The sequence below is a fragment of the Rhodococcus sp. NBC_00297 genome (genome assembly GCF_036173065.1).
Lineage (GTDB): Bacteria > Actinomycetota > Actinomycetes > Mycobacteriales > Mycobacteriaceae > Rhodococcoides.
On sequence record NZ_CP108041.1, the window covers coordinates 1507199 to 1531800 of the forward strand.

27 protein-coding genes and 1 pseudogene are annotated in these 24602 nt (G+C 66.3%); 19 read left to right on the forward strand and 9 right to left on the reverse strand.

The window, feature by feature from the left end:
• Nucleotides 1–682: 682 nt before the first annotated feature.
• The gene (locus OG947_RS07245; protein ID WP_328813491.1) at nucleotides 683–2188 is read left to right on the forward strand and encodes an MDR family MFS transporter; all 1506 of its coding nucleotides are present in this window, start codon (nucleotides 683–685) and stop codon (nucleotides 2186–2188) included.
• 514 nt (nucleotides 2189–2702) lie between these two features.
• On the opposite strand, the gene OG947_RS07250 is transcribed toward OG947_RS07245, so the two are convergent.
• From OG947_RS07250 to OG947_RS07270, 5 genes are read right to left on the reverse strand one after another with little or no spacing between them, the layout of a single operon-like run.
• Entirely contained in the window at nucleotides 2703–4100 is a 1398-nt protein-coding gene (locus tag OG947_RS07250; RefSeq protein WP_328813492.1) for a cytochrome P450, read from the reverse strand.
• Nucleotides 4101–4111: 11 nt separating this feature from the next.
• Nucleotides 4112–5236, reverse strand: a complete 1125-nt coding sequence (locus tag OG947_RS07255) for a DUF6545 domain-containing protein (protein ID WP_328813493.1) — start codon at nucleotides 5234–5236, stop codon at nucleotides 4112–4114.
• Between the two features lie 8 nt (nucleotides 5237–5244).
• Nucleotides 5245–5700 (reverse strand): hypothetical protein, encoded by a 456-nt coding sequence (locus OG947_RS07260; RefSeq protein WP_328813494.1) that lies wholly within the window; start codon nucleotides 5698–5700, stop codon nucleotides 5245–5247.
• Between the two features lie 59 nt (nucleotides 5701–5759).
• A complete protein-coding gene (locus OG947_RS07265) occupies nucleotides 5760–6149 on the reverse strand; it encodes a hypothetical protein (protein ID WP_328813495.1) in 390 nt (129 codons plus the stop codon).
• A gap of 23 nt (nucleotides 6150–6172) precedes the next feature.
• Entirely contained in the window at nucleotides 6173–6808 is a 636-nt protein-coding gene (locus tag OG947_RS07270; protein WP_328813496.1) for an XRE family transcriptional regulator, read from the reverse strand.
• Nucleotides 6809–7753: 945 nt separating this feature from the next.
• On the opposite strand from OG947_RS07270, the gene OG947_RS07275 reads away from it, so the two are divergent.
• From OG947_RS07275 to OG947_RS07355, 17 genes and pseudogenes are all read left to right on the forward strand, one after another.
• The gene (locus tag OG947_RS07275; RefSeq protein WP_328813497.1) at nucleotides 7754–8461 is read left to right on the forward strand and encodes a hypothetical protein; all 708 of its coding nucleotides are present in this window, start codon (nucleotides 7754–7756) and stop codon (nucleotides 8459–8461) included.
• A 72-nt stretch (nucleotides 8462–8533) separates the two neighbouring features.
• Nucleotides 8534–9352 (forward strand): hypothetical protein, encoded by an 819-nt coding sequence (locus OG947_RS07280; protein ID WP_328813498.1) that lies wholly within the window; start codon nucleotides 8534–8536, stop codon nucleotides 9350–9352.
• 26 nt (nucleotides 9353–9378) lie between these two features.
• Complete coding sequence (locus OG947_RS07285) at nucleotides 9379–11031, forward strand: cutinase family protein (RefSeq protein WP_328813499.1); 1653 nt, start codon at nucleotides 9379–9381, stop codon at nucleotides 11029–11031.
• A gap of 29 nt (nucleotides 11032–11060) precedes the next feature.
• Entirely contained in the window at nucleotides 11061–11705 is a 645-nt protein-coding gene (locus tag OG947_RS07290) for a DUF6668 family protein (RefSeq protein WP_328813500.1), read from the forward strand.
• 43 nt (nucleotides 11706–11748) lie between these two features.
• Nucleotides 11749–12042 carry a hypothetical protein gene (locus OG947_RS07295; RefSeq protein WP_328813501.1) on the forward strand — a complete coding sequence of 98 codons (294 nt, stop codon included), beginning with the start codon at nucleotides 11749–11751 and terminating at the stop codon, nucleotides 12040–12042.
• Nucleotides 12039–12347 carry a hypothetical protein gene (locus OG947_RS07300; RefSeq protein ID WP_328813502.1) on the forward strand — a complete coding sequence of 103 codons (309 nt, stop codon included), beginning with the start codon at nucleotides 12039–12041 and terminating at the stop codon, nucleotides 12345–12347. The genes OG947_RS07295 and OG947_RS07300 overlap by 4 nt, the downstream gene beginning before the upstream one ends.
• The gene (locus tag OG947_RS07305) at nucleotides 12344–12628 is read left to right on the forward strand and encodes a hypothetical protein (protein ID WP_328813503.1); all 285 of its coding nucleotides are present in this window, start codon (nucleotides 12344–12346) and stop codon (nucleotides 12626–12628) included. The genes OG947_RS07300 and OG947_RS07305 overlap by 4 nt, the downstream gene beginning before the upstream one ends.
• 40 nt (nucleotides 12629–12668) lie before the next feature.
• A complete protein-coding gene (locus OG947_RS07310) occupies nucleotides 12669–13304 on the forward strand; it encodes a hypothetical protein (RefSeq protein ID WP_328813504.1) in 636 nt (211 codons plus the stop codon).
• On the forward strand, nucleotides 13301–14137 hold the full coding sequence (locus OG947_RS07315; RefSeq protein ID WP_328813505.1) for a hypothetical protein: 837 nt from the start codon (nucleotides 13301–13303) through the stop codon (nucleotides 14135–14137). The genes OG947_RS07310 and OG947_RS07315 overlap by 4 nt, the downstream gene beginning before the upstream one ends.
• Nucleotides 14134–15648, forward strand: a complete 1515-nt coding sequence (locus tag OG947_RS07320) for a hypothetical protein (RefSeq protein ID WP_328813506.1) — start codon at nucleotides 14134–14136, stop codon at nucleotides 15646–15648. The genes OG947_RS07315 and OG947_RS07320 overlap by 4 nt, the downstream gene beginning before the upstream one ends.
• Entirely contained in the window at nucleotides 15645–17162 is a 1518-nt protein-coding gene (locus OG947_RS07325; protein WP_328813507.1) for an SCO6880 family protein, read from the forward strand. The genes OG947_RS07320 and OG947_RS07325 overlap by 4 nt, the downstream gene beginning before the upstream one ends.
• Before the next feature lie 76 nt (nucleotides 17163–17238).
• Entirely contained in the window at nucleotides 17239–19056 is a 1818-nt protein-coding gene (locus OG947_RS07330) for an ATP/GTP-binding protein (protein ID WP_328813508.1), read from the forward strand.
• Nucleotides 19056–19382, forward strand: coding sequence for a transposase (locus OG947_RS07335; RefSeq protein WP_328813509.1), 327 nt, complete (start codon nucleotides 19056–19058; stop codon nucleotides 19380–19382). The genes OG947_RS07330 and OG947_RS07335 overlap by 1 nt, the downstream gene beginning before the upstream one ends.
• A complete protein-coding gene (locus OG947_RS07340; protein ID WP_328813510.1) occupies nucleotides 19379–20359 on the forward strand; it encodes a M23 family metallopeptidase in 981 nt (326 codons plus the stop codon). Before OG947_RS07335 ends, OG947_RS07340 begins: the two co-directional genes overlap by 4 nt.
• A gap of 216 nt (nucleotides 20360–20575) precedes the next feature.
• A pseudogene (locus tag OG947_RS07345) lies at nucleotides 20576–20755 on the forward strand (transglycosylase SLT domain-containing protein); the annotation flags it as partial.
• Nucleotides 20756–20806: 51 nt separating this feature from the next.
• A complete protein-coding gene (locus tag OG947_RS07350) occupies nucleotides 20807–21025 on the forward strand; it encodes a lytic transglycosylase domain-containing protein (RefSeq protein ID WP_328813511.1) in 219 nt (72 codons plus the stop codon).
• Nucleotides 21026–21042: 17 nt separating this feature from the next.
• Nucleotides 21043–21618, forward strand: coding sequence for a hypothetical protein (locus tag OG947_RS07355; protein ID WP_328813512.1), 576 nt, complete (start codon nucleotides 21043–21045; stop codon nucleotides 21616–21618).
• Here the strand turns inward: OG947_RS07355 and OG947_RS22635 are convergent.
• On the reverse strand, nucleotides 21591–21734 hold the full coding sequence (locus tag OG947_RS22635; protein WP_442973122.1) for an Lsr2 family DNA-binding protein: 144 nt from the start codon (nucleotides 21732–21734) through the stop codon (nucleotides 21591–21593). The two genes, OG947_RS07355 and OG947_RS22635, sit on opposite strands and share 28 nt — an antisense overlap.
• A 122-nt stretch (nucleotides 21735–21856) precedes the next feature.
• Nucleotides 21857–21994 (reverse strand): Lsr2 dimerization domain-containing protein, encoded by a 138-nt coding sequence (locus OG947_RS22640; RefSeq protein WP_442973100.1) that lies wholly within the window; start codon nucleotides 21992–21994, stop codon nucleotides 21857–21859.
• A gap of 149 nt (nucleotides 21995–22143) precedes the next feature.
• Between OG947_RS22640 and OG947_RS07365 the strand changes: the two genes are divergently transcribed.
• A complete protein-coding gene (locus OG947_RS07365) occupies nucleotides 22144–22434 on the forward strand; it encodes a hypothetical protein (protein WP_328813513.1) in 291 nt (96 codons plus the stop codon).
• 48 nt (nucleotides 22435–22482) lie between these two features.
• On the opposite strand, the gene OG947_RS07370 is transcribed toward OG947_RS07365, so the two are convergent.
• Together OG947_RS07370 and OG947_RS07375 are read right to left on the reverse strand one after the other, a co-directional pair.
• The gene (locus tag OG947_RS07370) at nucleotides 22483–22737 is read right to left on the reverse strand and encodes a hypothetical protein (protein WP_328813514.1); all 255 of its coding nucleotides are present in this window, start codon (nucleotides 22735–22737) and stop codon (nucleotides 22483–22485) included.
• Nucleotides 22738–23493: 756 nt separating this feature from the next.
• Complete coding sequence (locus OG947_RS07375; protein ID WP_328813515.1) at nucleotides 23494–24600, reverse strand: XdhC family protein; 1107 nt, start codon at nucleotides 24598–24600, stop codon at nucleotides 23494–23496.
• Nucleotides 24601–24602: the final 2 nt, after the last annotated feature.

The window sequence follows — 24602 nt, forward strand, 5'->3', positions numbered from 1 at the left end:
AGGCGCTCGGCGCAATCATCAGGGGCGACACGGCTGGCTGTCCACGCGGTTTTGACCAGTAAGCGAGCATGAGTTCGGGACTTAGCGCCCCTACAATTTCTCGGCGCTCGAAGAGGTGGTTTTAAACTGAGCAGCGGATTCTGCGGCGTACGCACCGGAGCACAGGTGCACGTCAACTCCAATCAGGCGTCTCGTGCACAAGACCCTGTTGCTCAAATCTACCGACGACTCCACCAACCGAGCGATCAAACTCCCGTAAACCCATTTCAGTCCGGCGAGGTTGAGAGCATCTGGACGGATGGACTCCAATCACTGAGCGACGTCAGATGCGAAATCACTTTCACTGCAAGAGGGGAATCCTCGTTCAATAAAGAACCGAAAGAAAGTGGTTGGAGATACTGCCGCGTGACGAAAGATGTCATCGACAGTTGTCGAGGCACCTTCCGGCGCTCAAACAGTTGAAGTGCAGCACGTGACACCTAGAACCCGGTCTCGTGCCGTGTCGCTCCCTCAGATGAGGGTCACGGCTGCCGTCGACCGTCGCTGCATGCGGCCCGTTCGCGGCACCCCCCAAAAAATTGCTGATGGTAGTACGTTTCACATTGACAGTCACTGTTATATAGGAACGCAATGCCAAGTAGAAAGAACTATCACTCATGGTCAAGCCACGAAAGCTCCCCACATGCACATACATGAAGTAGAAACCCACTCGGAACCTGTACCCGACGCGGATCACACACCGGGCAACAAGCTCCTCATCGGCGTCTTGGTCATCGCGACTTTCGTGATGGTCTTCAACGAGACGATCATGAGCGTCGCCCTCCCTAAGCTGATGGTCGACCTCGAGGTGACCGCCAGCACAGCCCAGTGGCTCACCACTGGATTTCTTCTCACAATGGCAGTCGTAATTCCCACGACCGGATACTTGTTCCAGCGCTTCACGCTGCGGCAGGTTTTCGTCTCAGCCATGTTGCTGTTCACGACCGGCACCCTGCTGGCTGCAACTGCACCGGGATTCGAACTGCTGCTGGTCGGCCGGGTAATCCAGGCGAGCGGGACTGCGATTATGCTGCCACTGCTGATGACAACGGTCCTTCGACTCATACCAGCGCACGAGCGTGGTCGCATGATGGGGATAATCTCGATCGTCATTGCAGTCGCGCCCGCAGTCGGACCCACCATTTCGGGAATAATTTTAGACTCACTCGATTGGCGGTGGATGTTCTGGCTGGTCTTGCCCATTGCAATAGTTGCGTTTGCGATCGGCACCGCTCTGATCAAGAATTTCACCACCGTCGGCACGACACCATTCGACGCTATCTCGGTCGTGATGTCCGCCTTGGCGTTCGGTGGCATCGTTTACGGGCTCAGCAGTCTCGGTCATTCGGCGGAAGCTCCGCCCGTCCCGATCTGGATTTCACTAACGGTCGGCATCGTAGCCTTGTTGCTTTTCGTATTGCGCCAACTGTCGCGCCAACGTAGCGGTCGTGCACTACTCGACCTGCGCCCCTTCGCCACACAGACCTTCAGTGTCGGTCTGGGCATGACCGCGGTCAGCATGATGGCACTCTTCGGTGCACTCATTCTCCTGCCAATGTACCTGCAGAACGTACTCGGCCTGGATACACTCTCTACCGGTCTGACATTGCTGCCGGGCGGTCTTTTGATGGGTATCATGGCACCGCTGGTCGGTCATGTTTACGACCGGATAGGACCGCGCCCGCTGGTAATACCTGGCGCGGTCATCATCAGCGCGTCGCTGTGGCTCATGACTCTGCTGGACACTGAAACTTCGGCCACGATGGTCGTCGCGACACACATGATGCTTTCGGCCGGCCTTGCCCTAGTTATGACTCCGTTGATGACATCGTCACTTGGCGCTCTCCCGCGAAACCTCTATTCCCACGGCAGCGCCATCTTCAACACGGTGCAGCAATTAGCAGGCGCGGCAGGTACCGCACTGTTCATTACGGTCATGACGCGAACGACGGATTCGGCGATCGCAGGTGGTAGGACCGAGATCGTATCGGCGGAGTCCGGAATCCACACGGCATTCCTCGTTGGGGCCTTCGTGTCTCTGGTCGCGGTAGCCGCATCGTTCGTTGTCGGTCGGTCGGTCGTGGCGAACAAGTCGACGCGTGCGAGTGGCGCCACGTCCGCACCCGCTTCGAACGCCGAGGAAGAATAGCCCTGGTGTAGTTGTGGAAACATCGGTAGACCGGGGTCCAAACGCCGGCCGTTTGACCGACCTGTCTGAGCTATGTCGCCTTAGAAGTGGCGGCAACCGTAAAGACCGGGCAGCCAATCAACTAGTCGGTGTCGAAAGACGACCCGCGGTACCTCAACACTGGACCCACTGCGGCGACCATCTTCGTCGATCAAATCCCAAACACGCTGACCGGGTGCCCCGCGCTGGCGAAAAGTGCGCATCGCTTATCGCTTTCATCAGGTTCCACGGTCCTGCGACCTACTGATTGCTCCGCGCGAAGGCCGGCATCTGCCGCATCTCGTCCACGGAGAACCTTCGCATCTCCAACTCGTGACATCGGGGCGTGCCGCCTATCTCCACGAAGGGACGAAGTCGCGAAACCCCAGGTCACGGCACCTAAAGTCGGAGCCTCCTGTCAGGATTGAACTGGCGACCTATCGCTTACGAAGTCGAAGGGCTGAGCCTGCTTGCCGACAAGGCTTCGCCTTCTAGGTCAGGGAACCCAATCGTATCGTTCAAGGGTCTGCACGGTCAGATTTCGGGGCTTCAAAGTGACCGTCTCGTCGACCTTCAACGAGTAACCAGATGCCGCGATCAAGTCGACTCGACCAACTATGAGGGCGAGAGCGACGAGCACCTCGTGGTACGCGAACTGCCTACCGATGCAGGCGCGCAGGCCCGTTCCGAACGGCTTGTACAGATCAGCCAGGTTCCCCGGAACGCGACTGCGCTCGAACCGATCCGGGTCGAACTTCTCTGGGTCGGCACCCCACGCCGCATCACGATGCAGTTGCAGCAGCACCACGAACACCCACTCCCCCTTCTCGAAGGGGTGCTCCCCGACCATTGTGTCTCGCCTAGCTTTCCGGTAGTAACCGGGCGCCACCGGCCACAGCCGCAACGTTTCGTCGACCACGCGCCGTAGGTACCGCAGCTTGCCCACGTGATCGAAATGGAGATCACCATCGGGGCACACCGCCGTGAGCTCCGCGCGGATTCGCTCGACCACGTCCGGGTGGGTCGACAAGAAGTGCAGAGCGAACGCCATCACCCCGGCTGACGTCTCCTGGCCCGCCACCAGGAACGTGAGGATCTGGTTGCGAATGTTCTGATCGGACAGCCGCTCCCCCGTTGCCGGGTCCGCGGTGCCCAGCATCAGGTCGAGAAGATCACCGCTCCCCGGGGCGTCTCGCTCGCGCCGCGTCGCGACGATGTCGTCCACGAGCCGTTGAGCTATTTCGATATCGTCTCGGTGCTGGTTACGTTCATGCCTGTATATCGTCGCCTCGACAGCGGGGTGGGAGTACGCGGCCCGGTTGATGTACTTCAGTGCACGGGAGATCCGCACCACCAACTCGTGCGGTGCTGCGTCGTCGAACGATCCGAAGTCGTAGCCGAAGGCCACCTCGCCGATCACTCCGAGAGCGAGTTTGTTCATATCCGCCGGTACGTCGATCCACGCTTTCGGACCTCGGGCGGTCCACGAGGACAGCAGTTGCTCCGTCTTGCCCACCATCGTGCCGTGATATCGGCGCATCGACGACTGGGTGAACGCTGGTGCCAGAATCGCGTGGGCGGTAGCCCAGGACGGTTCCGAGTTGTACGCGGTGAACAGCCCGTCGCCGGCTACTTGTCGGAGGTTGCCCATGGGAACACCGAGGAACTTGGCCCATGTCGTCTCGTCGTTCACCGCCGCGACCTCGACGGGTCCCGACACGTACGTCACGCGGGTCCCGAACACGTTGCGTTCGTAGATCGATCCGTACTTCTGTGCGTCCCGCATCGCCCATTGGCTGGACTCGGTGACGTGGAGGTCAAGGATGTCGCCGACTACTGGTAGTCGCCGTGGTGGATGCGGCAGCACGCGGTCGGACGCTCGTACAGGTCTCACGGTGTTGTCGTTCATTTCTGCTCCCCCTGCGTTGTTGCGACAAGTCTCGGCTCGGTCGGCCAGTGACGGCCGATGGCGGCCAGCACTCGAACTTCTTGCTTCAAGTCGACCGACGGCTCGATCGGCACTTTGGTGAACGCTCCTGCCGGCTTGTCGGCGCGTCGTCTGTGCGCTGCGAGGTAGTAGACCTCTGCGGCCGACCGGCTGTCGACCGGCCCCTCCGCAGGGAGGTCTCCAACGTATCGGCCCAGCAGACTCAGCGAATCCCTGATCTCCACGCACATGCGATGAGCTCGGTGCACGGGCGACGACTGCGGAGACGGGTGACGGAGGACAACCTCCGGACAGGTCTGAACGAGGTCGGACCACATGGGCGTCAGAGAGCGGATCGACCGGGTCCAGCTGTCGACGCCCAGCGACTCGGTGACGGCTCGCCAGAGAGGTAACGCCGCGCACAGCGTTGCCACTGCCAGCAAGTAGATGAAGCTGACCTCGTTCAGCGTCACCCGCAAGGCCACGAAGGCCCGAGCAATTCCGATTGCGGCGAACACTCCCATCAGCAAGATCGAGACGGCCTCCTCCAAACCCCACACGGCCACGATCGCGAACAGCCAGAACACCATCGACACTTGTGTTGGCAGCTGACCGCGGCGCAGCTCCCCCACAGAAACACGCAGGTAGAGATACGGCATGGACGCTGCCCACGCAGAGAACAGCGCGAAGTACACCGCCGTTCGCCAACCCGGTTGGACATCGATGTACTCGCCAGAGCCCCGCGCCGAGGAACCGACGACGATCATCAACGCTCCGCTGGCAAGTGCAAGCATCATCACTGTGGTCGTCGAGGCGTGTCCCTCAGGTCGTCGCCAGCGGAGGGCGATAGCGATCAGCGGTGCAAGCGCCAGAAGTAGCGCCACGGTACCGACTTGCTGCATCAGCGGCACGTTGATCACGGTGCCGGTCGCTGACGCCACCGCCGATTGAATCGCCCGTTCGCGAGCGAGACCAGACGAAATACCTAGGGCCAAAGCAATATTGACGAGACGAGAGGTGGCAGTCCGGCTCGCAAGCACAAGCCTGGCGAGGAGGATGCCAACGCTCCACAGCAGCAGTGGGTATGACACCAGCACTGGCACCGAAGACGTCACGTCAGACCCAAAAAGTCGTGCATCGCGGAGGAACGCCGGTAGCGCGACACTGCCGCCGACATGAGCAGATCAGCGAAGGTCTCGGCTTCGCCTTCCTGATCATCATCGAAGTTCGACCTTTTCATGACCGATTCGAGCGCATCGAAGTCGATGTCGGGGCAGAGATCGCGGAGCGTGGTGTCTGCAGCTGTCGATCCCCCGTGACCCAGCATCATGTGTCCGACTTCGTGCATGATCGTCTGGTCGACGTGGTAACTCGATGAGTCCGCGTGAAAGCCGATTTCGTCATGATCGCGGAACTGCAGCCACAGTCCGCACGGCAAGCCCTGCAGCGTCACCGCGTCAATGGGAACCAGCGCGATCGGCCGACCTCTGTGATGCGAGAGAGCTTCGAGGAAGGCTGTTCTGTTCCACGGGCGCGGAACCAAGAGTTCGATGGCGCGAGCAGCCACGATCACATCATGTGCTGAAAATGTCATTTCCCCCCCAGGAATGTGCGAATCAAACGCTGTTAGGGGCCGGCCTCGCGCGCGCGGCGCAAGTCGGCCAAGAGATCTGTGAGGTGCTCGATGCGAAGACGTTCGTCACCTGTTCGGAGCCTCATGCCGGTGATCCCCCCATGGAGCACCTCTTCGATCAAACTGAGTTGGCTGTGGATGTTCGGCGCTGCCGAGTCATCGAGTAGGTAGCTGCTGCTCGACGGGAACACGGTCGAGATCGCCTCGAGCATGTCTCGTGTGGCAGTACGCGTCCCCTCGCGTAGGGCGGCGATGTCGCGTGCGGTGACGCGCCTGCCCAGAACCGTAGTGACGTCCGATGCCACAGACTCGGGGCTTCGCTCCGAGCCATCCTGGGTGCGCCAGACCTTGAATAGCAGGTCCAGTCGCAGATTGACTGGCACTGCCTCCTGCGCTGCAGTTCCCGTCACTTCTGCCCCTTGTGTAGTCGCGCTTCGAACCGGGCCACCGTCTCCGCCGGCACATCGACGTCACGACCGGCGAGCCAGCGTCGGTAAAGACGCTCCTCCCGCTCCACCTCGTCGGTGGACTCACTCGGCTCGTCGAGTAGTTGCCCGAACATTGCGTAGATCGGCGACAGCGAACCGTTCCGTCGCCTATTCTCCTCGAACAGGCGCGTGACGTACTCGCCGTAGATCGGACGCAGGGCAACTCCCATACGTCGCGACAGAGCACTCAGTCCGGCGAGGTCTTGGCGGTCGCGCGCCATCGCGTCCAGTTCTCGGGAGATGGACAACAGGTCGAGGACCACTCGCACGGACACGACAACCGTGTCGGGGCCCAGAACGGCGTCCACGTCGGTCGACGACTTGCTCCGCGGTTCGCCACCTCGAAGGACATCGGCGGCGCTCCCTGGCTGCCACTCGAGACCGGTGTCCAGCTTGCCGAGCGTTCCGGCCGACACGGTCCGCCCACTTCCCTCCTCGATGTCCTTGAGAGTCGGCACTGATGGGCCGCCCCGCTCGCGGACTTGCGGACGCGACAGACCGAGCTGCGTACGGCGCTTCCACGCGTACTCGGCCAAACGTCCATAACCGTCCACGCTCGGAACAGTAGGGGGTCCGAACCTGGACCGGCAAGAAAAGCCAAGACCAACGCGGCTGCCTGGAGATCTCACAACATCTTCCGAATTTATCGAACGTAGTTGTTTTTATAGCTTTATTTGCGTTTTTCTTGCTATCTTTACCGTGCTGCAACGACGGGGGTAAGCGACATGGCATCAGAGAGCGATACGGCAACCGGGCCTGGGTGTGCGGAGACTGTCGTCGACGTAGTCACGGGCGACCGCTTCCGCTGCTCGTTGGTCGAACACCTCGACCGCGAGCACGAATCGTGGTCGGACGACGGACTCGTCGTCGCGCGGTGGGTCGCACCGAGACCGCTCACCCTGTGCGAGCCGGACTTCGCGGCGAGATGAGGGCCGCGATCGGAATAACCGAACGTTGAGCGCAACGGCACGTCACAGTGTCATCCCGAGTTCGACCCTCTGACCCGGGCGGGCACTCTCGAACCTCGATGTGGTTGTGCCACAACCAACTAGGCAAGGAACTCTGCAATGCACAAGGCCGTTAGACACAACGTTCATCGATACCGAGCAGGAGCGTGCACTGCGATGCCTCTCTTGATCGCACTCACGGTCGGTCAGGGAATAGCGAAAGGTGCGCCACAAGACTTCGTCACCGCGCCCGACACGGCCCAGTCTGGAACAACGGACACCACTCCCCCAGCTCAGCCGCCCGAGCCCACCGCGGAACGAGATTTTCTACCGGGCTTCCAGGCGTCACCTCGCGTGCAGCAGACCGACTGGCGTAGCTACGACGACTATCGATCCGGCAATCAACAGCCGTCTTACGTCAAGCAGGCACTCGAGTCGGCGGCGGTGACGCCATCTCCTCGTCCATCGTCACCGCCCGCACCGACATTGCGTCGCACAGCCATTGCGCCCGTCGACATTCCGAACGGGTACATCGGCGTCGGCGGTGAAATCGTGCCGTATGACGCGACGGTAGTCGACCCGAATCTGGTGGAGCAGTTCAACAACACCAGTCAGGCCTTGCAGGCAGACGGCGGGAACTTCCTCGTCGACGCCGGATTCGCCGACGCATCCCGTGCCGACCGCATCTCCGCGGGGGTCGCCACCGGCATCGTCGCCGGCGGTACCGCAGGGCTTTTGACCTCGCTCGTCCCGGCGACCGTCATCACGGCTACCGGGGCAGGACTCGGCGGCGCGCTCGGTGTCGCTGCGAGCACCGGTAGCGGGGCGATCGTGTGGGGTGGACCCGTCGGGTGGGTGTTCCTCCCCGGTGCAGCCGCGCTGGCCGGTGGGGTTGCGGGCGCGGCATTGTCCGCGCCGATCGTCCTGGGTCTGACCGTCACCGGCGCCGCACTCGGCGGCCTCCTCGGCGCCACGGTGACCGGTGGTGAGCAGCAGACTATCGAGGAGCCCGCCCCTGTCCTCGCACCTGCAGCCGAGGCACAGGCTCCCGCCCCCGCCGCTCCGGTGTGGCCGCCCCCGCAGGACGTCCTGCAGGTGATCGACACGGCCCCGGCTTATGTCGAGCAGGCCCGTCAGGCAGTCACAGACATGCCCGTCGGCGCCGACGTCGAGACCGTGATCGCCGACAACGCCCCCGCGCTCGATCAGGGCGCAGCAGCCCTGTCCGGCGCACTGTCCGCTCTGAACATCGGAGCCTGACCGATGTCGGGTGCGGCAGGCACCGCTCGTCCGCACCCGACGCTCGCCCGATCCAACCGAGGAGGTCCCGCTGTGGTTCATCCCGACGACACAGCAGCCGACGACTGGTTCGCCGCAGCACAGCCCGCCACGGGCGGGCGGTCGCCCGTCCCGACCGACAGGCCCGCCGCGTCCACCGACACGCCCCCGAACCGACGCCTCACCGTCCTCGCCGACCGAGACCCCCAGTTAGACGACGACGGTTGGCTCGCGGACGCTCCGACACCGTCGTTCGACGCGGCGACCGAGACTATGCGCAGCGGAGCCGCCGGCCCCGCTGTCAGGCCCTCGTGGTGGCGTCGTCGCCGGTCCGGCGTGGTGGTCACCGCGTCCCTCCTGGTCCTGGTGGGTGCGGTAGGAGCCACCGCGGTGTTCCTCACCGGAGCCACCGAGGACACCCTGACCGCGGATCCGGCACCACTTCTTCCGACCACGCAGGCCGCTCCTACCGTCGCGGCGGAACCAGCAGCGGGCGGTGTTGCCGCTGCGGACTTCACCTGGTGCGCCGGTCAAGGTGCCGGTGAGCCGGTCACCGAGGACACCACCGATCCCGGACTGAGCGCGATCTGGCGCTTCGAGAAGGCGTTCTACTACGACCGTGACCCGGTTGCGGCCCGCGCCGTCGGTGCACCGGAAGCCGTCATGGCGTCGGCGGAGCGCCTGCGCATGGGCATCGACGCCCTCGAACCGGCGGTCGAGTTCTGCGTGCTCGCCGACCCCGTCTCATCCGGCGTCTACGACGTGACCGTTCTCGAACGCGGACCCGGCATCGACCCGCGCACCTCCTCTCAACGCTTCACCATCGCCGAGTCCGGCGGCACCACCTCCATCACCGCCATCACCCGCCGCTGATCCCAGCTCGACGAGAGGCACCACCCATGACCCCCGCCCTGCACCGCAGAACGGCTCGCGTCGCCGTCGCGGGCACCGCTGTCGCCGCGACCCTGCTCGCCGCCGCGACCGCGCACGCCGCGCCGACCACGACAGCACCCGCCGCCGACGGGTGCGCACCGCTGCACCTGGTCGTCGTCCCCGGTACCACCGAGATCGACGAGAACAGCTCACCCGACGCCGATTCCGGGTTCTTCTCCCGGCTCACCGTCCCGGCCATGCGCGACGCCAACTCCGGCGCACAACCCGCGCTGGACCGCAGCTACGTCCCGTACCCGGCGTCGTTCGGCGGCAAGCCCGGTGACCCCTCCTCCGACACCTACGCGACATCTGTGCAGACCGGCATCGACAACGCCACCACCATGATCGGCGACATCGCCGAGAAGTGTCCCGGCACCAGGGTGTTCGTCTCCGGGTACTCCCAGGGTGGTCAGATCGCCTCCGAGGTCATCCGCAAGATCGGAGCCGGGACCGGACCCATCGACGCCGACCGGTTCGCCGGCGGTGCACTGTTCTCCGACCCCACGCGCGGACAGGGCGAACCGGTCCTCGGCGGAGGTGACGCCAGTCCCGCACCCGCCCCCGGTACCGACGGCGCGGCGGTGCAGTCCGTGCAGCTCGCACCGGCCGTCGCCTCGACACCACCCGCCGGGGGCGGCATCGCCCCCGACCCCGCCGAGGCCGACTTCGGCGCAGTCGCCGACCGCGTCGCCTCGTACTGCACCGCAGGCGATCTCGCGTGCGACACACCCGCGAACACCCCCGCGGCGAAGATGGTCGCCAACATCGCCGGACAGTCCTCGATGGACACCCGCGACCCGGTGCGGATCCTCACCGATGTCTCCACCGCCGTCGGACGCTCCGCACTGCTCACCGGCGCCTCGGTGGTCAACGACAACCTCGACTTCGACAGTGCCCGCGGTCAGTTCGAGGTCACCAGCGCCCCCGACACAGTGCTCGGGAAGATGGACAAGTACTCCGACCCGACGGCCGTCGGCGACGACGAAGCCATCGACGAGGCGGTCAGCGCGGTCACCAAGATCGCGGGCATGGCGATCGGCGCTGCCATCACCGTCGCCAAGGACGTCATCACCCCGGAGACCATCGGCCAGCTCGCCGCCGTCGGCCTGACCAACCCCCCTGCCGCACTGGGCATCCTCGCCGCGAGGGTCGGCACCGCCGCGGTCGAGCTGGTGCCCCCGGCAACGATCGACTCCGCCGTGAACGTCGCGTTCGAGGAAGTCACCCGCACCATCGACGACAACGCCGGTCTCGCGCAGCTCGTCACCGATACCTCGTACTGGAACACCGCCGTCAAACACGGCTCCTACGACAGCGTCCCGGTCGGCACCCGCGGCGAGACTCCGGTGCAGTTGACGGTGCGGTGGATCGTCGCGCTCGCCGCGGATCTCACCGGCGACAGCACCCTCGCTGACAAGGTCGGGGCCGTCCTCGGCCGCAGCGCCCAGCTCCTCGCCACCCCCGACACCGTCCGCAGCGCAGGCCAGATCCTCACCGCGAGTGCGCGGACCGCCGTCGGCGCTGCACCGACCAGCAGCCGGTCCGCGACCACCAGCGGCACCACCACCACGCCGGCACCGCCGACGACGGCCGGGTCCACCCCGACCGCCGCCAGGTGACCGACTCACCCGCAGAAGGAGACGTCGACATGGCCGCACAGCCGATCGACAATCACGAGCTCTACAGCGACGACACCTCGGGATCGGCCCCCGTCGTCCCCGCCGGTCTGCGGATCCCACCGGCCGATCGCCAGGCACCGGTCCACACAGAACCGGTCGCCGGTGTCGGGCGACCGCCGGTGATGTGGCTGCTCGGCGCGCACGGCGGCGCGGGAGTGTCCACTCTCGCGCGCGTCTGGGCACCCGCCGCCGATGCGCACGGTGGGTGGCCGGCCCACGACCGGTACCGGTCGGTCATCGTCGTCGCCCGCACCCACCGCACCGGGCTCGCCGCCGCCCACGACCTGCTGCTCCAGTCGGCCGCCGGTCTCACCGGTGGGTGCACCGTCCTCGGTCTGGCTCTGGTCCCGGACGCACCGGGGAAGTTGCCGAAGACGCTGCGGCGCAGCGCCGACGTGGTGGCGTCCGCCGCACCCGCGGTGTGGCATCTGCCGTGGGTGCCGGACCTGCGCGTGCACACCTACTCCGACCTCGCGGTGTGGTCACCGGCCGAACCGGACCCACCGCCTCCTGGCCGGATGCGGTCGGTGACCTCCGCGGCCGCCCCGCACCCCGGCCTCGTCGCCGCCGGTCACACCGCCTTCGACTCCGCCCGCCTCGCTGCTCAGCACTGACCCTAGGTCGGTTCGATCTACCCCGTTTCCGAAAGGACCCACCATGCTCTCCACGCTTCGCACCGACGTCACCGTGTTCCTCGCTCAGAACATCGGCGACGTCGAACCCATCATGCCCAGTGGGGAATTCGGCGACAAGATCAACATGCTCATGGGCTGGCTGATGATGGGCTGCATCTTCGGTTCCATCGCCGCAGCCTCCATCTGCAGCGTCAAGCTCGGCTACGACAAATTGACCGGTAGAGGTGGCGACGCCACGGGCGCGCTCGGGTACATCCTTGTCGGGGCGGTCGTTCTCGGTTCCGCCTCCGGCCTGATCAACGGCCTCGTCCTGTGAGCGCCGTCGCGATCGTTCGCATGGGCTTAGCCGAACTCGAAGATGCCACAACCGATGTTCTCAACTCGGCGCTTGGGCTTCTCGATACGATCGCCCGCGGAACCCTGATAGCGTCCGGTATCGCCATCGCCTTCGGAATAATTCTGTTGGCGTCCGGTAGTTCTCGCGCCCTGGGCACTCTGCTCAGCGGCATCTGCGGCTTAGCGATCTGCGCTGTCGCCCTCAGCGGCGGAACTGACTGGATGATCGACAGCGCCCAGACGACCGCCGTCGCCACCTCCACGGACGGCAGTACCGCACCGTGATACCTGCAGTATCGATCATTGTGGTCCTCGCGCAGCCGCCGACCGGCCCGGTGACGTTCCCCGCCGAGGTGTGGGATCCGCTGATGAGCGCTCTCTCATGGCTGATGGGGTTTGCCGTCGTTGTCTGCATCGCAGCGCTGTTCGTGTGCGGAGCGGTCTTCGTCAACCAGCGCAAGTCCACCGGCACGCAGGTCGTCGAAGACGGCACCCTTGCCCGCATCCTCCTTTGCGCCGCCGTCATCGGTTCCGCCGCCGGCATAGCCAGAGCGGTCTTGGCGTGAATCCCCGGCACTGCGTCGATCCCCGAAAGGTGCACCGCCCGTGACACTGTCCCGTACCGCCCGCCTGACCTCCGCCGTCGCCGTCGTCCTGATCGCCGCAGCCTGCGGGTCGGAGTCGAGCGACACCGCCGCGCCTGCCGAGGAACAGATCGACACCGCCTCCGCACCGGCCGACCTCGAGTGGCGCACCGTCGGGGGCGTCGACGTGCCCAGCTCGCCCAGTGCCGGACCGTCGGCGGGAACCGGAGTCACTCGCCACGGATACGACAAGACCCCGCAGGGAGCGGTTCTGGCCGCGATCAACGGGCAGACCGCGCTCGCCGTGGCCGACGACCGCACCTGGCCCGAGGTGGTCAACACCGTCACCGCGCCGGGCCCGGGACGCGACGCGTTCGCGGTCGCCCGCGCCGCCGTCACCGTCGCCGGGGCCGTGCCGCAAGGGTCCGCGCCGCGGTTCGTCGGCTTCGACGTCACCGCCTACGAGCCCGACGCGTCGACCGCCGCAGTGTCGGTGGCACAAACAATCGGCGAGGACTCGCAGCTCTACAGCTACCCCGTCGCCCTGCAGTGGGTCGGCGACGACTGGCGGATCGTGCTCCCCACTCCCGAGGAGAACATCGACGCCGCCGAGCTCGACGACCTCGCCGGCTATACCGAACTGAAAGCTGCCTCATGAGTACCCTCGTCCGCCGGTTGCTGATCGCGGCCGCCGTCCTCGTCGTCCTGGCCGTCATCGGTGGCCTGATCTTCGTCGTCCCGAACCTCGGGGACGACGACGCGGCCACCGACACCGCCAACCCGTCGACGACGTCTGCGCCGGCACCGGCCCCGTCCGTCCCCGGCTCGATCGACAACGGCCGCACAGGGTTCGGCACCCCCGTCGTGGACATCCTCGGCCGCAAGGTCACCGTCCCGAACAACCCTGTCGGAGCACCGCTCACGCAGGAACCGGCAGGCGAACGCAGCGGATGCGCCACCGCCGGACCTGTCTCCTCTCCTACCGGCGTGCAGATCCAGCAGACCGTCGGACTGCCCACGCTGGTCTCCACCAGCGACGGCCCCACCCGCGTCGACGGCAACGTCCTCACCGGGTACGCCCGCACCCCCCAGGGTGCGGCGCTCGCCGGGTGGAACTGGATCGGCCGCGTCTACGGCCCCGGCCCGGTAGCGAAGGACGCCTACGAGAAGTTGACCGTCGCCACCGACGAGCTGGCGCAGAAGTCGGCCGGCCAGTCCTGGGACGGTGAAGGACTCAGCGGTTCCTCGTTCCCCGCCCCCGAGGCGTTCCGGATCGTCAGTTGCACCGACGACTTCGCCTCCGTCGAGTATGCGATCAACATCCCCATCGACGACAACGGTCAACGGCGCACCACCCCCGCCTGGACCGTGATGCGAGCCGCACTGTTCCACGACAGCGGCGAGTGGCGCGCTCGACTCGACGGTCGATCGGTCTCCGCGACACCCGACGTCACGAGCATCGCCGGATTCACCCCCTGGACACTCTCGTGACGCGGCTGGCGCGGCTCACCGCGGCAGTCGTCGTTCTCCTCGCCCTGCTCGGTCTCGGCGCCGGCACCGCAACCGCCCAGGAACCGACCCCACTCCCGGTGGCCCCGGTGACCGGCATCGCCGACGACGGCAACGCCTTCCAACAGGATCGGCGCGAATGCCTCGCCGAGACCGACGCACCGTGGATCGGCGACCTGATCAACGGTGCAACCGGAAACCTCGTACCGGAATCCTTGTGCCTGATCAACGCGTTTGAGGACAACCCCGGCGCAGCCGTGGCCACCGCAGCCTCGTCCGCCGCCTCCGCGTTCTGGGGCGACTCCGTCGGCGACTTCGCCAAAGCCGTCATGGAAGGCAACGCCCAAGCCTTCCGCACCGTGATGACGTTCTGGATGACCACCGGCATACCGGGACTCGGAGCCGAAACGGCGATGTCGGGACTACGCAACATCGTCTCCGGCTTCACCATCGCGGCACTGTTCGCCTCCATCGTTATCGCCATGACCAAACTCGCCATCGCCCGCAAACAAGCCGTGATGGAAGGCGCGACGGAGACCGCGAACATGTTGGTACGCAGCGTCTTCACCGTCTCGCTGCTTCCGATGCTGGTGCTCATGCTCCACCAGGGCGGGGATGCCGCATCGGCGTTCGCCCTGAAGGAGTTCGTCGGGGCGGACCTGAACGAGAAGATCACCGCCATCACCGCGTTCGACGACAAGACCGGCCTCGGCCCGGTGTTCGCCCTCGCGTGCGCCGGATTCGCCTTCCTCGGCTCCGTCGCCCAGCTCATCGCCCTGCTCATCCGCGAGGCGGTGCTCTGCGTCGTCGTCGCGGTCATCCCGCTCGCCGCGGCATCCTCGGCAACGGCCACCGGCCGCTCGTCCTACAAGTCGATGATCGCCTTCACCATCGGTGCGTTGCTGTTCAAGCCCGTCGCGACCCTGCTGTACCTGTTCGCGTTCTGGGCGCAGTCCGCGACGTCCGGTGATCCGGTGTCCTCGGTCATCATCGGGTCGGTGCTGCTGGCGATCGTCGGATTCGCCCTACCCACGCTGGTGCGGATCATCGCCCCGGCCGCGGAGACCATCGCCGCCGGGGGATCGCAGGCCGCGGGCCTCGCCGCCGCCGGCGGCGCGCTGGCGGGTGGGGCCGCCGCGACCGGTGCCCGCGCACTGGGCGGTATGGCACGGGCCATCTCACCGGCGGCGTCCGGCGGCGGTGGCGGCGGGATGGGCGCTGCGGGCACCGGCGCGAAACCCGTCCCCGGAATGCAGGGCCGCTACACCGGCAGATCGGCCTCGGCCGGCTCGTCGAGACGATCCGGACCCACGGGCGCGCTGTCGAGAGCGGCCTCCGGCGGCCGCCAGGCAACGGACGGTGTCATGTCCGGAGCCGCGGGTGCGATGCGCACTGCCGGGTCCGGCGTCCGAGGTGCCGCACAGATCGCCGGGAGCCTCGGCGCCGCCGCCGACGGCGCAGTCGGCAACGACCACGGACGGGTTCAGCGATGACCACACCCACGTTCTCCTCCACTGCGGCCGTCCACGAGGAACCGGCGATCTACTCCGCCGGAACACGCCCCAAAAGCACCTTCGCGTTCGGGCTCTCCAACAAGGTCATCGCCTACGCAGGCGGCTTCTTCGCCCTCGCGTTCGCCGTCCTGATCTGGGGCAACGTCCCCGCCGGCCTCGCCCTCATGGCGTTCGGCGCAGTGCTCCTCGCGCCGCTGGCGATCGCGCCGGGCGGGCGCTCCCTCTACGAGAAAGGCCACCTGAGAATGCAGTTCTTCCGCAGCCGCGTCAGCCGCTCCGCCGAGTACCACGCCGGACCGCACTCTTCGATCCCCGGTGGCCGCTACCGCCTGCCCGGGTGGCTCGCGCACACCAAGCTCTACGTCGGAATCGACCGGCACGGCAACGAGTTCGGGATGATCCACCACCCCAAGAAACAGCGCTACACCGTCGTCATCGACTGTCTCCCCGGCGGCGACGAGGCGGTCGCCCGCGGGGAGAAGGACCTTTACACCGCCGAATGGGGTGTCTACCTCGCCGACCTCGGACTGCCGGGCGACATCGTCGGCGCCGAGGTGGTCGTGGAGAACATTCCCGCGACCGGGCTGCGCCTGTCTCGTCTGGTCGAGCGTGAAGTCGTCCCGTACGCGCCGGAGCTGTCCACGGCGTTCGTGCGGCAATCGTCGGTGCGGATGCCGTCGGGCCGTCACCGCACGCTGGCCCGGTTGTCGATCACCTTCCGCGCCACCACCAAGGAACGGCAGAACGATCCGGAGGAGATGGCGGTCGAGCTGGCGCGGCGCCTGCCGGACCTCTACGGCAACCTCGCCGGTGCGGGCATCGACGCCCAACCGATGACCGCGGCGGAGATCACCGCCGCGGTGCACCGCTCGTACAACCCGTCGACGGAGAACGACTTCGAAGAACTCGACATCGCCGGCCTCGATCACGGGGTGGCGTGGGAGGACGCCGGTCCCGGCCGAGCCTCCTCGGTGTGGGGACAGTACCGGCACGACGGAGTCGTCTCCGTCGTCTACGAGATGGCCGCGCCGCCGGAATCGGTGTTCACCGACACCGTCCTCAAGCCGCTGCTCCAACCCCACGACGACCTGCTCCGCAAGCGCCTCACCCTGATCTACCGGCCGTTCTCCGCCGGTGACGCGGCCAAGAAGGTCGAGAAGCAGCACCGAGACGCCCTGCACGCCATCAACTCCCGCGGAGCGAAGATCAGCTCCGCCGAAGCGGAGAAGCGCCTCGAGATCACCTCCCAGACCCGCAAGGAGATGGTCGCCGGGGCAGGACAACTGCGCTACTCGGCGCTGGTGACCATCACCGTCGCCGATCCCGCCGACGTCGCGAACGCCGCCGCGGTCATCGAATCGCTCGCCGCCCGCGCCCGCCTCGGACTGCGCCGCGCCCACGGCTTCCAGGACGCCGCGTTCGCCGCCGGCCTGGGCGTCGGATTCCTGCTGCCCGACCACGTCACCACCTCGGCGCTGTTGCGGCACAGCTGATCTGCTGCACCACTCACCTCCGCACCACCCACGCCTGCTCCGCCACCCGCCCGCCGTTCCCACCGGAAGGTTCCCCATGAGCGCAACCACCAGTCCCCGCGACGACCTCGTGCCGGAGGGCGGCGTGGAGGTCCAGCTGCAGATGCTCCCTCGCGGGGTGCGCTGGTTGATCGCCGACGTCGACTACGAGCAGTTGGCGCAGCGCATCTCCGACGGCGACGACGACGAACCGGCCTGGTGGTCGCGCACCGGCCTCGGGCTGGTCCGGTGGCGCAACGCCCACGGTGAGGTGACCGAGGAACTGGCGGGCGATCCCTGGTGGCGCGGAGCCAAGCGCGCCACCTCCCGCGGCTACACCGGCCCGGGCGGCGGCCGGATGCTCGCCAGCCCCGCGCCCATCGAATACGAGGCGTCGTCGGTGCAGGTCTGCGGGTTCAACCCGTGGGCCATCGGCGCCGCCGCACCGGCCTCGGGCACCATCGTCGGCCAGCACGCCATTACCGGCGAGGCCGTCTCATGCGATCCGTTCGCCTACTTCCGCGACAACCACATCGCCAACCCGTCGATGTTCGTCCTGTCCCTGCCAGGGCTCGGCAAGTCCTCGCTCATCCGCAAGATCCTGCTCGGCGCGATCGCGTGGGGGCAGACGCCCATCGTCGCCGGCGACATCAAGGCCGAGTACGTCAAGCTGGCGCATCTCGTCGGCGGCCAGGTCGTCACCCTCGGCTACGGCGGCGGGCACCTCAACCCGCTCGCCGCCGGAACCCTGGGGCAAGCCGTCGCCCGCATCCGCCGCGCCCGCATCGACGCCGCGGCCGCCGGGGACCGCGCCAGGATCGCCCAGCTCGACGAGCTGATCGGCACGGCCGAGCTGACCGTGCGGACCCGGCAGGTCAACGCCGTGTGCGCCCTTGTGGAGCTGATCCGCTACGACACGCACTCGGTGAAGGCGTTCGAGAACTCCCTCATCGGTACCGCCCTCGACGAGCTCTACGCCGACGGCGGTTTCAGCTACGACCGGCCCCCGCTGCTGGTGGACCTGTACGAGCGCATCGACGCCGGATCCGCGGCGATGCAGCGCGCGGCCTACCAGACGACGCGCGAGGGATACCGGGAACAGATCACCGAGCTGATGCAGGCGCTCGGAGCGCTCATCTCCGGCCCACTCGGTGACATCTTCGCCGACCACACCTCCGAACCGCTCGACCTCGACGCCCCCATGATCGTCATCGACGTCTCCTCCCTCGACCGCGGCGACACCACCCTCAAAGCGGCCGTGATGCTCTCCTGCTGGGCCGACGCCTACGGCACCGTGGAAGCGGCGCACCTGCTCGCCGACGCCGGACTGGACCGCCAGCGTCTGTTCCTGCTCGCCCTGGACGAGCTGTGGCAAGTCATCGGGGCCGGCCCCGGCATGGTCGCCCGCGTCAACGAGATCTCCCGACTCAACCGCACTGACGGCGCCGGACTGCTGATGATCACCCACACCGGCCGCGACCTCGAGACCCTGCCCACCGAAGCGGACATCAAGACCGCGAAAGGGTTCATCGACCGCGCCGGGATGGTCGTGTGCGGGGGGCTGCCCATCGGTGAGGTCGAACGACTCTCCGGCGAGCTCAAGTTCACCCCCGCCGAAGCGAGCATGGTGACCTCCTGGTCCCGCGGGGCCGCGCTGCGCTCGGCGGAACGGCGCACCGCACGAGCACCCATCGGGCGGGGAAAGTTCCTGATCAAGGTCGCCAAGGACAACACCCCCGGCATACCGATCCAGACGGTGTTCACCGATGTCGAGCTCGACACCGGAGTCCACGACACCAACGCCCGCTTCGCGGAGTACTTCCAGGGCAATCGCGGCGATCTCGTCGCCGCCCACACCGGCACCGGGGACTTCTGATGCGGCCCCGCTACGAGGCGGACGTCCGGAGCTGGGCGCTGAGCACCTACCGGTCCTCGCGCCCCAACTACGCCTCCCGCGACCAGTGCGTCACCGCCATCGCCGAGCAGATCGGCGCGCACGGGAACACCGTGAACCGGTGGATCAAGACCGAGTTCGGGCCCTCCCGCGCCCCGGCCGCGGACGAGGTCGTGGCGAGACTGCGGGCCGCCGAGGCCGAGATCGAGCGGCTGCTCGCGGTCAACCGCCGACTCACCGACCGGCTCGCCGCCACCGCACCGCGTTCGGTGGCCGCCGAGTCGGTCATGAGCGGGGCGCGGCTGTGAAGAAGGGCGGGATCGTCGCCCTCGTCGCGGTCCTCGCGGCGGCACTGTTCGTGGTCCTGTTCGTCACCACCCTGAGCCCCAGCGGCGACGAGGACTGCCTGCCGTCGGGCACCTCTGTTCCGTCGGCCGGGGGCGTCCCGGCCGGATCGTTCGCCAAGCCCATGAAGACCGGCGAAGCGCAGCTCACCAGCGGCTTCGGGCCACGGTGGGGCACCCAGCACAACGGCATCGACCTCGCCGGTCCGATCGGCACACCCATCTACGCCTACGCCGACGGTGTCGTCGCCAAAGCCGGTGAGGCGCAGGGATTCGGGCAGTGGATCGTCCTCGACCACAACATCGGCGGGCGCGTCGTCTCCACCGTCTACGGGCACATGTTCCCCGACGGCGTCCTCGTCAAGGTGGGGGACCGGGTCACCGCCGGGCAGCACATCGCGAACGAGGGCAACAACGGTGACACCACCGGAGCGCACCTGCACTTCGAGTACCACCCAGGCGGGTGGGCACCCGGCAACGCCGTCGACCCGGCACCGTTCTACGCCGGAGCCGCCGAGCCCGGTTCCGGTGCAGCTGGTTCCGGAACGCCGGGCAGCTCGCCGTCGACCACCCCGCCGGCCCCGGCCGCACCGGACGTCGCCGTGTCGGCGAATGGCGCGGAGTTGGCAGCGCTCCCCGCGGCGGTCGGGTCGGAGGAGCACTTCCAGGTCGACACCGTCCGCGTCGCCCGCGCCGTCCACGCGAAGTTCCCGCAGATCACGTCCATCGGCGGATGGCGGGCAGACGGCGGCGGCTTCGACGACCACCCGTCCGGCCGGGCCGCGGACATCATGATCGACAACTGGCCCTCGGAGGAAGGCAAGGCGCTCGGCGATCAGGTGAAGGACTATCTCTGGGCCAACCGTCAGGTGTTGCAGATCGAGTACATGATCTGGCGACAGCAGTACATCCCCTCCGACGGTGAACCGAACGTCATGTAGGACAGAGGATCACCGACGCAGAACCACTTCGACCACGTCCACGTCACCACCATCGGCCACGGACCGCCCGCACCCGGGCAGAGTTACGGGGCGCCGCCGGGTGTAGCGGGATCGGCCCCGAAGGCGAACGGCACCTGCACCACCGCACCCGGCGCGGGGATCGGCGACCACGCCGACCTCGCAGCCGGTCAGATCCCACCGGAGTTCGAGAAGTGGCTGCCGCTCTCCGCGGCGCAGTGCCGCGAACTCTCCCCGGCGATCCTCGCCGCACAGCTCGAGCAGGAGTCCGGGTTTCGTCCCGGCCTGACCAGTCCTGCCGGGGCGCGGGGTTACACCCAGTTCCTGCCCGGCACCTGGGCGTCCTACGGGTTCCCCGTCGACGACGAGACCGGCGAGGTCACCGGACCCGCCGGAGCCGGTGACCCGGACGACGTCGGGGATGCGGTCGTGGCGCAAGGACGGTACAACTGCGCCGTCCTCGACGATCTGCGCCCGGGTATGGAATCCGGTGCCGTCACCGGTGATCCGGTGGAGCTGATGCTCGCCGGTTACAACGCCGGCCCCGGAGCCGTGCAGCAGTTCGGCGGCATCCCCCCGTATGTGGAGACGCAGAACTACGTCACCACCATCACAGCCGCCGCCGGCGACTACGACCTCGCCCGATGACCCGACAAGGAGGACCCGTGTTCGACACCCACCACCGCCGACGCCTCACCGCCGTCGTCCTGTTCGCGGCCCTGGCTGTCGTCCTGATCGTCGCCGTCGGCACCGCCGCCGCGCTGTGGGTCACCGGCGACCGTGACGACACCCCCGCGGCTGGGGGAACCGACGCCGGGTTCACCATCGACCCTGTCGGCACCGATCCGGTCGACGTCGCCACCGTCGTCATGGCCGGCGTGTTCACCTGGCAACCGGCAGTGCAGGACTCGACGTGGGACGCCCTGCACACCCAGGCCGGGCATCTCACCGGCCCGATGGCCACCGCCGCCGCGCAGGCGCCGTCACCGGCCCCGAAACCCATCTCGGAGTGGGCGGCATGGGGGCGCAGCGGCGACACCCTCACCGCCGTCGTACGGCCCGATGGGGACACCGCCGTCGACGGCGACACCGCCACAGTTCCGGTCACCATCGCGCAGACCGTGCAGCACCAGTCCGGGCAGGCCACCCCGTACACCACCTACACCGCCACCATCACCCTCAACGACGCTGCGGGGGAATGGAAGGTCAGCGACTACCGGATCACCAGCAGCAGCCTGTGAGAGCAACTAATGGTCGGCGTCGAACGCTCCACCACTGCCGCGGGGAACCGGCCGCGGTCGCTGACCTCGTACCCGCTCGCGTTCGCCCACTCCCGGATCGCCCGCGTCTGTTCCAGATCACGCTTCGTCGATTTCCCGGCGGCCGCCGGGAAGTCGCGAGCTGCGGAAGATGAGCGGTCCGCTTGCGGCCACCGACCCGCTCGCTGTGCTCGATGTAGTAGTCGAGCTTGCGGTCAAACTATCTCGAATTCTTCTCTTCCGGGTCGATTCGGTAGTCGATTCCGTTGACGGAGAAGTCGATCGTTTCCCCGGCTCCGTCGGCGATGCTGCTGACGTCTATATCGTCGGTCAATTCCACGATCTCGCGTTTCGCCACGACAGGAGCCTAGTGCTCGTTCTTCACCCTTCGATTCACTACACGCGACCCTTTTGAGGGATGCGACGGTTATTGGCGGCCAGCCTGGCAACGAGCGCACATCGGGTTCGAGTAGATATTGGGGTGTGCGATCACAGGGCGAGCCCACGGTGTCTCTGTTCGTCGAGTATGGGTCACCGTTCCCCGTCTGGCTGTTCGACTACCCGTTCTGTGGGCGCCGAGGACCGATGAACGTCGAGAAGAACGAATTGCCGTTGACCGGCGATCTGATCCGCGACCTGTACGACTTTCAGCACAACTTCGACGAGTGCTACGACGCCTTTGCTGGCTGGAAGACCCCGGGCGAAGAGCGTTCGTACCACGAGCAGGGCGCACGGTTGCTCCTGGACCTGCAAACGCAGACGCGGCACCTCGGGTTGATGGTCGTGTCGAAGTACTGACAACCGTGCGCAGGTGTCGATGCGCATGGAAGTCGGTGCGGTTGAACGTCAGACCCACAGAATGCCGTCGACGGCATTCTCGGCCGGGGGGTAGGAGCGCATGGCGGCCTGCTCGGCGAGCACCTCGGCTATGTAGCTGGGCGCGCTCTCCACTCTCTGGCCGTTCTCGTCGTAAATGTTGCATCGAGCGATAAGCGTGAGCCCTGCGTACGCGGCGTGGCGAAAGGTCACGTGCACCTGCCCGTGTGGCCATGCACCCGTGAACGACACGCGGACATCGGTGATGTCGGCGGAAATCGACATGGAACCGACCTGCGCGAGGCAGTATCGGACATAGGAATCATGGTCCAACGGTTCTGTACCAGGGGGCGGCACCGGTCGGTGATGTCGATGTCACCAGCGGGCACAACTGTCAGCTCGCCCCTGGTGTCAACGACCGTGACGCCGTACTCGCCGGGCCCGGTGGTCGCCCACATAGCCCATCGGACGTTATCGTGTCAGCGGTGGGATGCAGTCGTGCGACGTTCTACCTCCACTTCCGTAGTAATACGGCTGTCTTGATCAAGTACCTCACTAGGGTCTGGCCCTCGGTGGATGGTGCGACGGACGACGTCGCGGCGACGGTGGCTAGGGGAATTACGAAGAGGGAGTTGCGCGAGAGAATCAGCGACCAACTCCTACTGTGGCGGGCGGTTGAGGGCGCGCCGACTGCAATCAGCGTCACGCGGCTTACCGACCCAGACGTGCGTGTGTGGCTGGACACGAAGAACACCCGTTCCATCGCTGCCGTTGTCGCCGCAGCCACTCACCAGCCGGGACACGTGGACCGTGTTCGTCGATCGCGTATCGCCCTCCTCACCAATATGACGTCCACCGCCATGAGTCTCGAGGACAATGAACTCCAAGTTCTCCCGCGATGATCAAGTCGACTACTTGACCGATCTGTGGGCCGATCTCAGCGTCTGAGTGACTGCCTGACGCTTCGACCCACGTACACGACGCCAGCACCGATGGTTGCGCCGCTAGCCAGAACCTATGGTGGGTCTCGTCGGCGACTCGTCACATCGTGCTTGCTGATCCTCTGATTGATCCAACGCCACGACGCAACGCCCCTCCCGAACGCCCGCGACCAGACGCGACTATCTCCGCCACGATGGACAATGCCATCTCGTGTGTAGTGTGACCGCCGATATCGAGGCCGATTGGAGAGTGCAATCGTGCTGTTTCCTCGACACTGAGACCGTGTTCCAGAAGGCGGGTTATTCGATTCTCGTGGGTTCGACGACTACCGAGCACCCCGATGTATCGGGCCGCAGTTCGTACCGCTACTTCCAGCAGGGGTTCGTCGAACTTGCTGTCGTGAGTGAGAACACACAAAACGGTTGAAGGATCAACAGATCCGGCATCCGACTGCTGTTGCAGATACTGATGTGGCCAAGCGTGTACGACTTCGTCTGCATGAGGGAACCGACTGGCGGTAGCGAACACCGGGCGTGCGTCGCATACGACCACGCGGTAGCCGACGAGCTTCGCGATTTGCGCAACCGCATCTGCGAGGTCGAGACCGCCAAAGACGAGCATTCGTGGTGGTCCAGGGAATGAGTGTACGAAGACCTCGATCGCCGCACCATCCGATTCGACATGCGCCAGTCCCGAGGTACCAGAATGAAGCATCTCCCGGCCGAGTCGTGTAGCGGCAGCATCGATTTCAGGCGTTCCAAAAGATCCATACATCTCGGATGGACTAACCACCAGGTGGACAGGTCCGGAGGTCGCATTCAGATCCACGATCTCGCACACGGCCGACTGGCAACCTACGTGATCCAACAACGTTCGATAGTGCGGCCGCGTTCGACAATCCAGCCTCTCGACGACGATCTCGATCTCGCCGCCGCATGTCAGCGCGACCGCAAAGGGGTCGGTGTCGTTCGCTCCGAACCACAGTCGGTCTCGTGTGCCGTCGAGCGCAGCTGCTGACGCGGCGTCGAACACCACTCCTTCTACGCAACCGCCGGACACCCCGCCGACCGCCTGTCCGTGCGGGCCGACGGCCAGCATAGCCCCGACCCCGTGAACAGCACTCCCTCTCGCTCGAACCACAGTTGCCAGGCCGACGGGGGATCCCTCTACATACCATTGCTTCAACGACTTCACGAGCTCGCGCACTG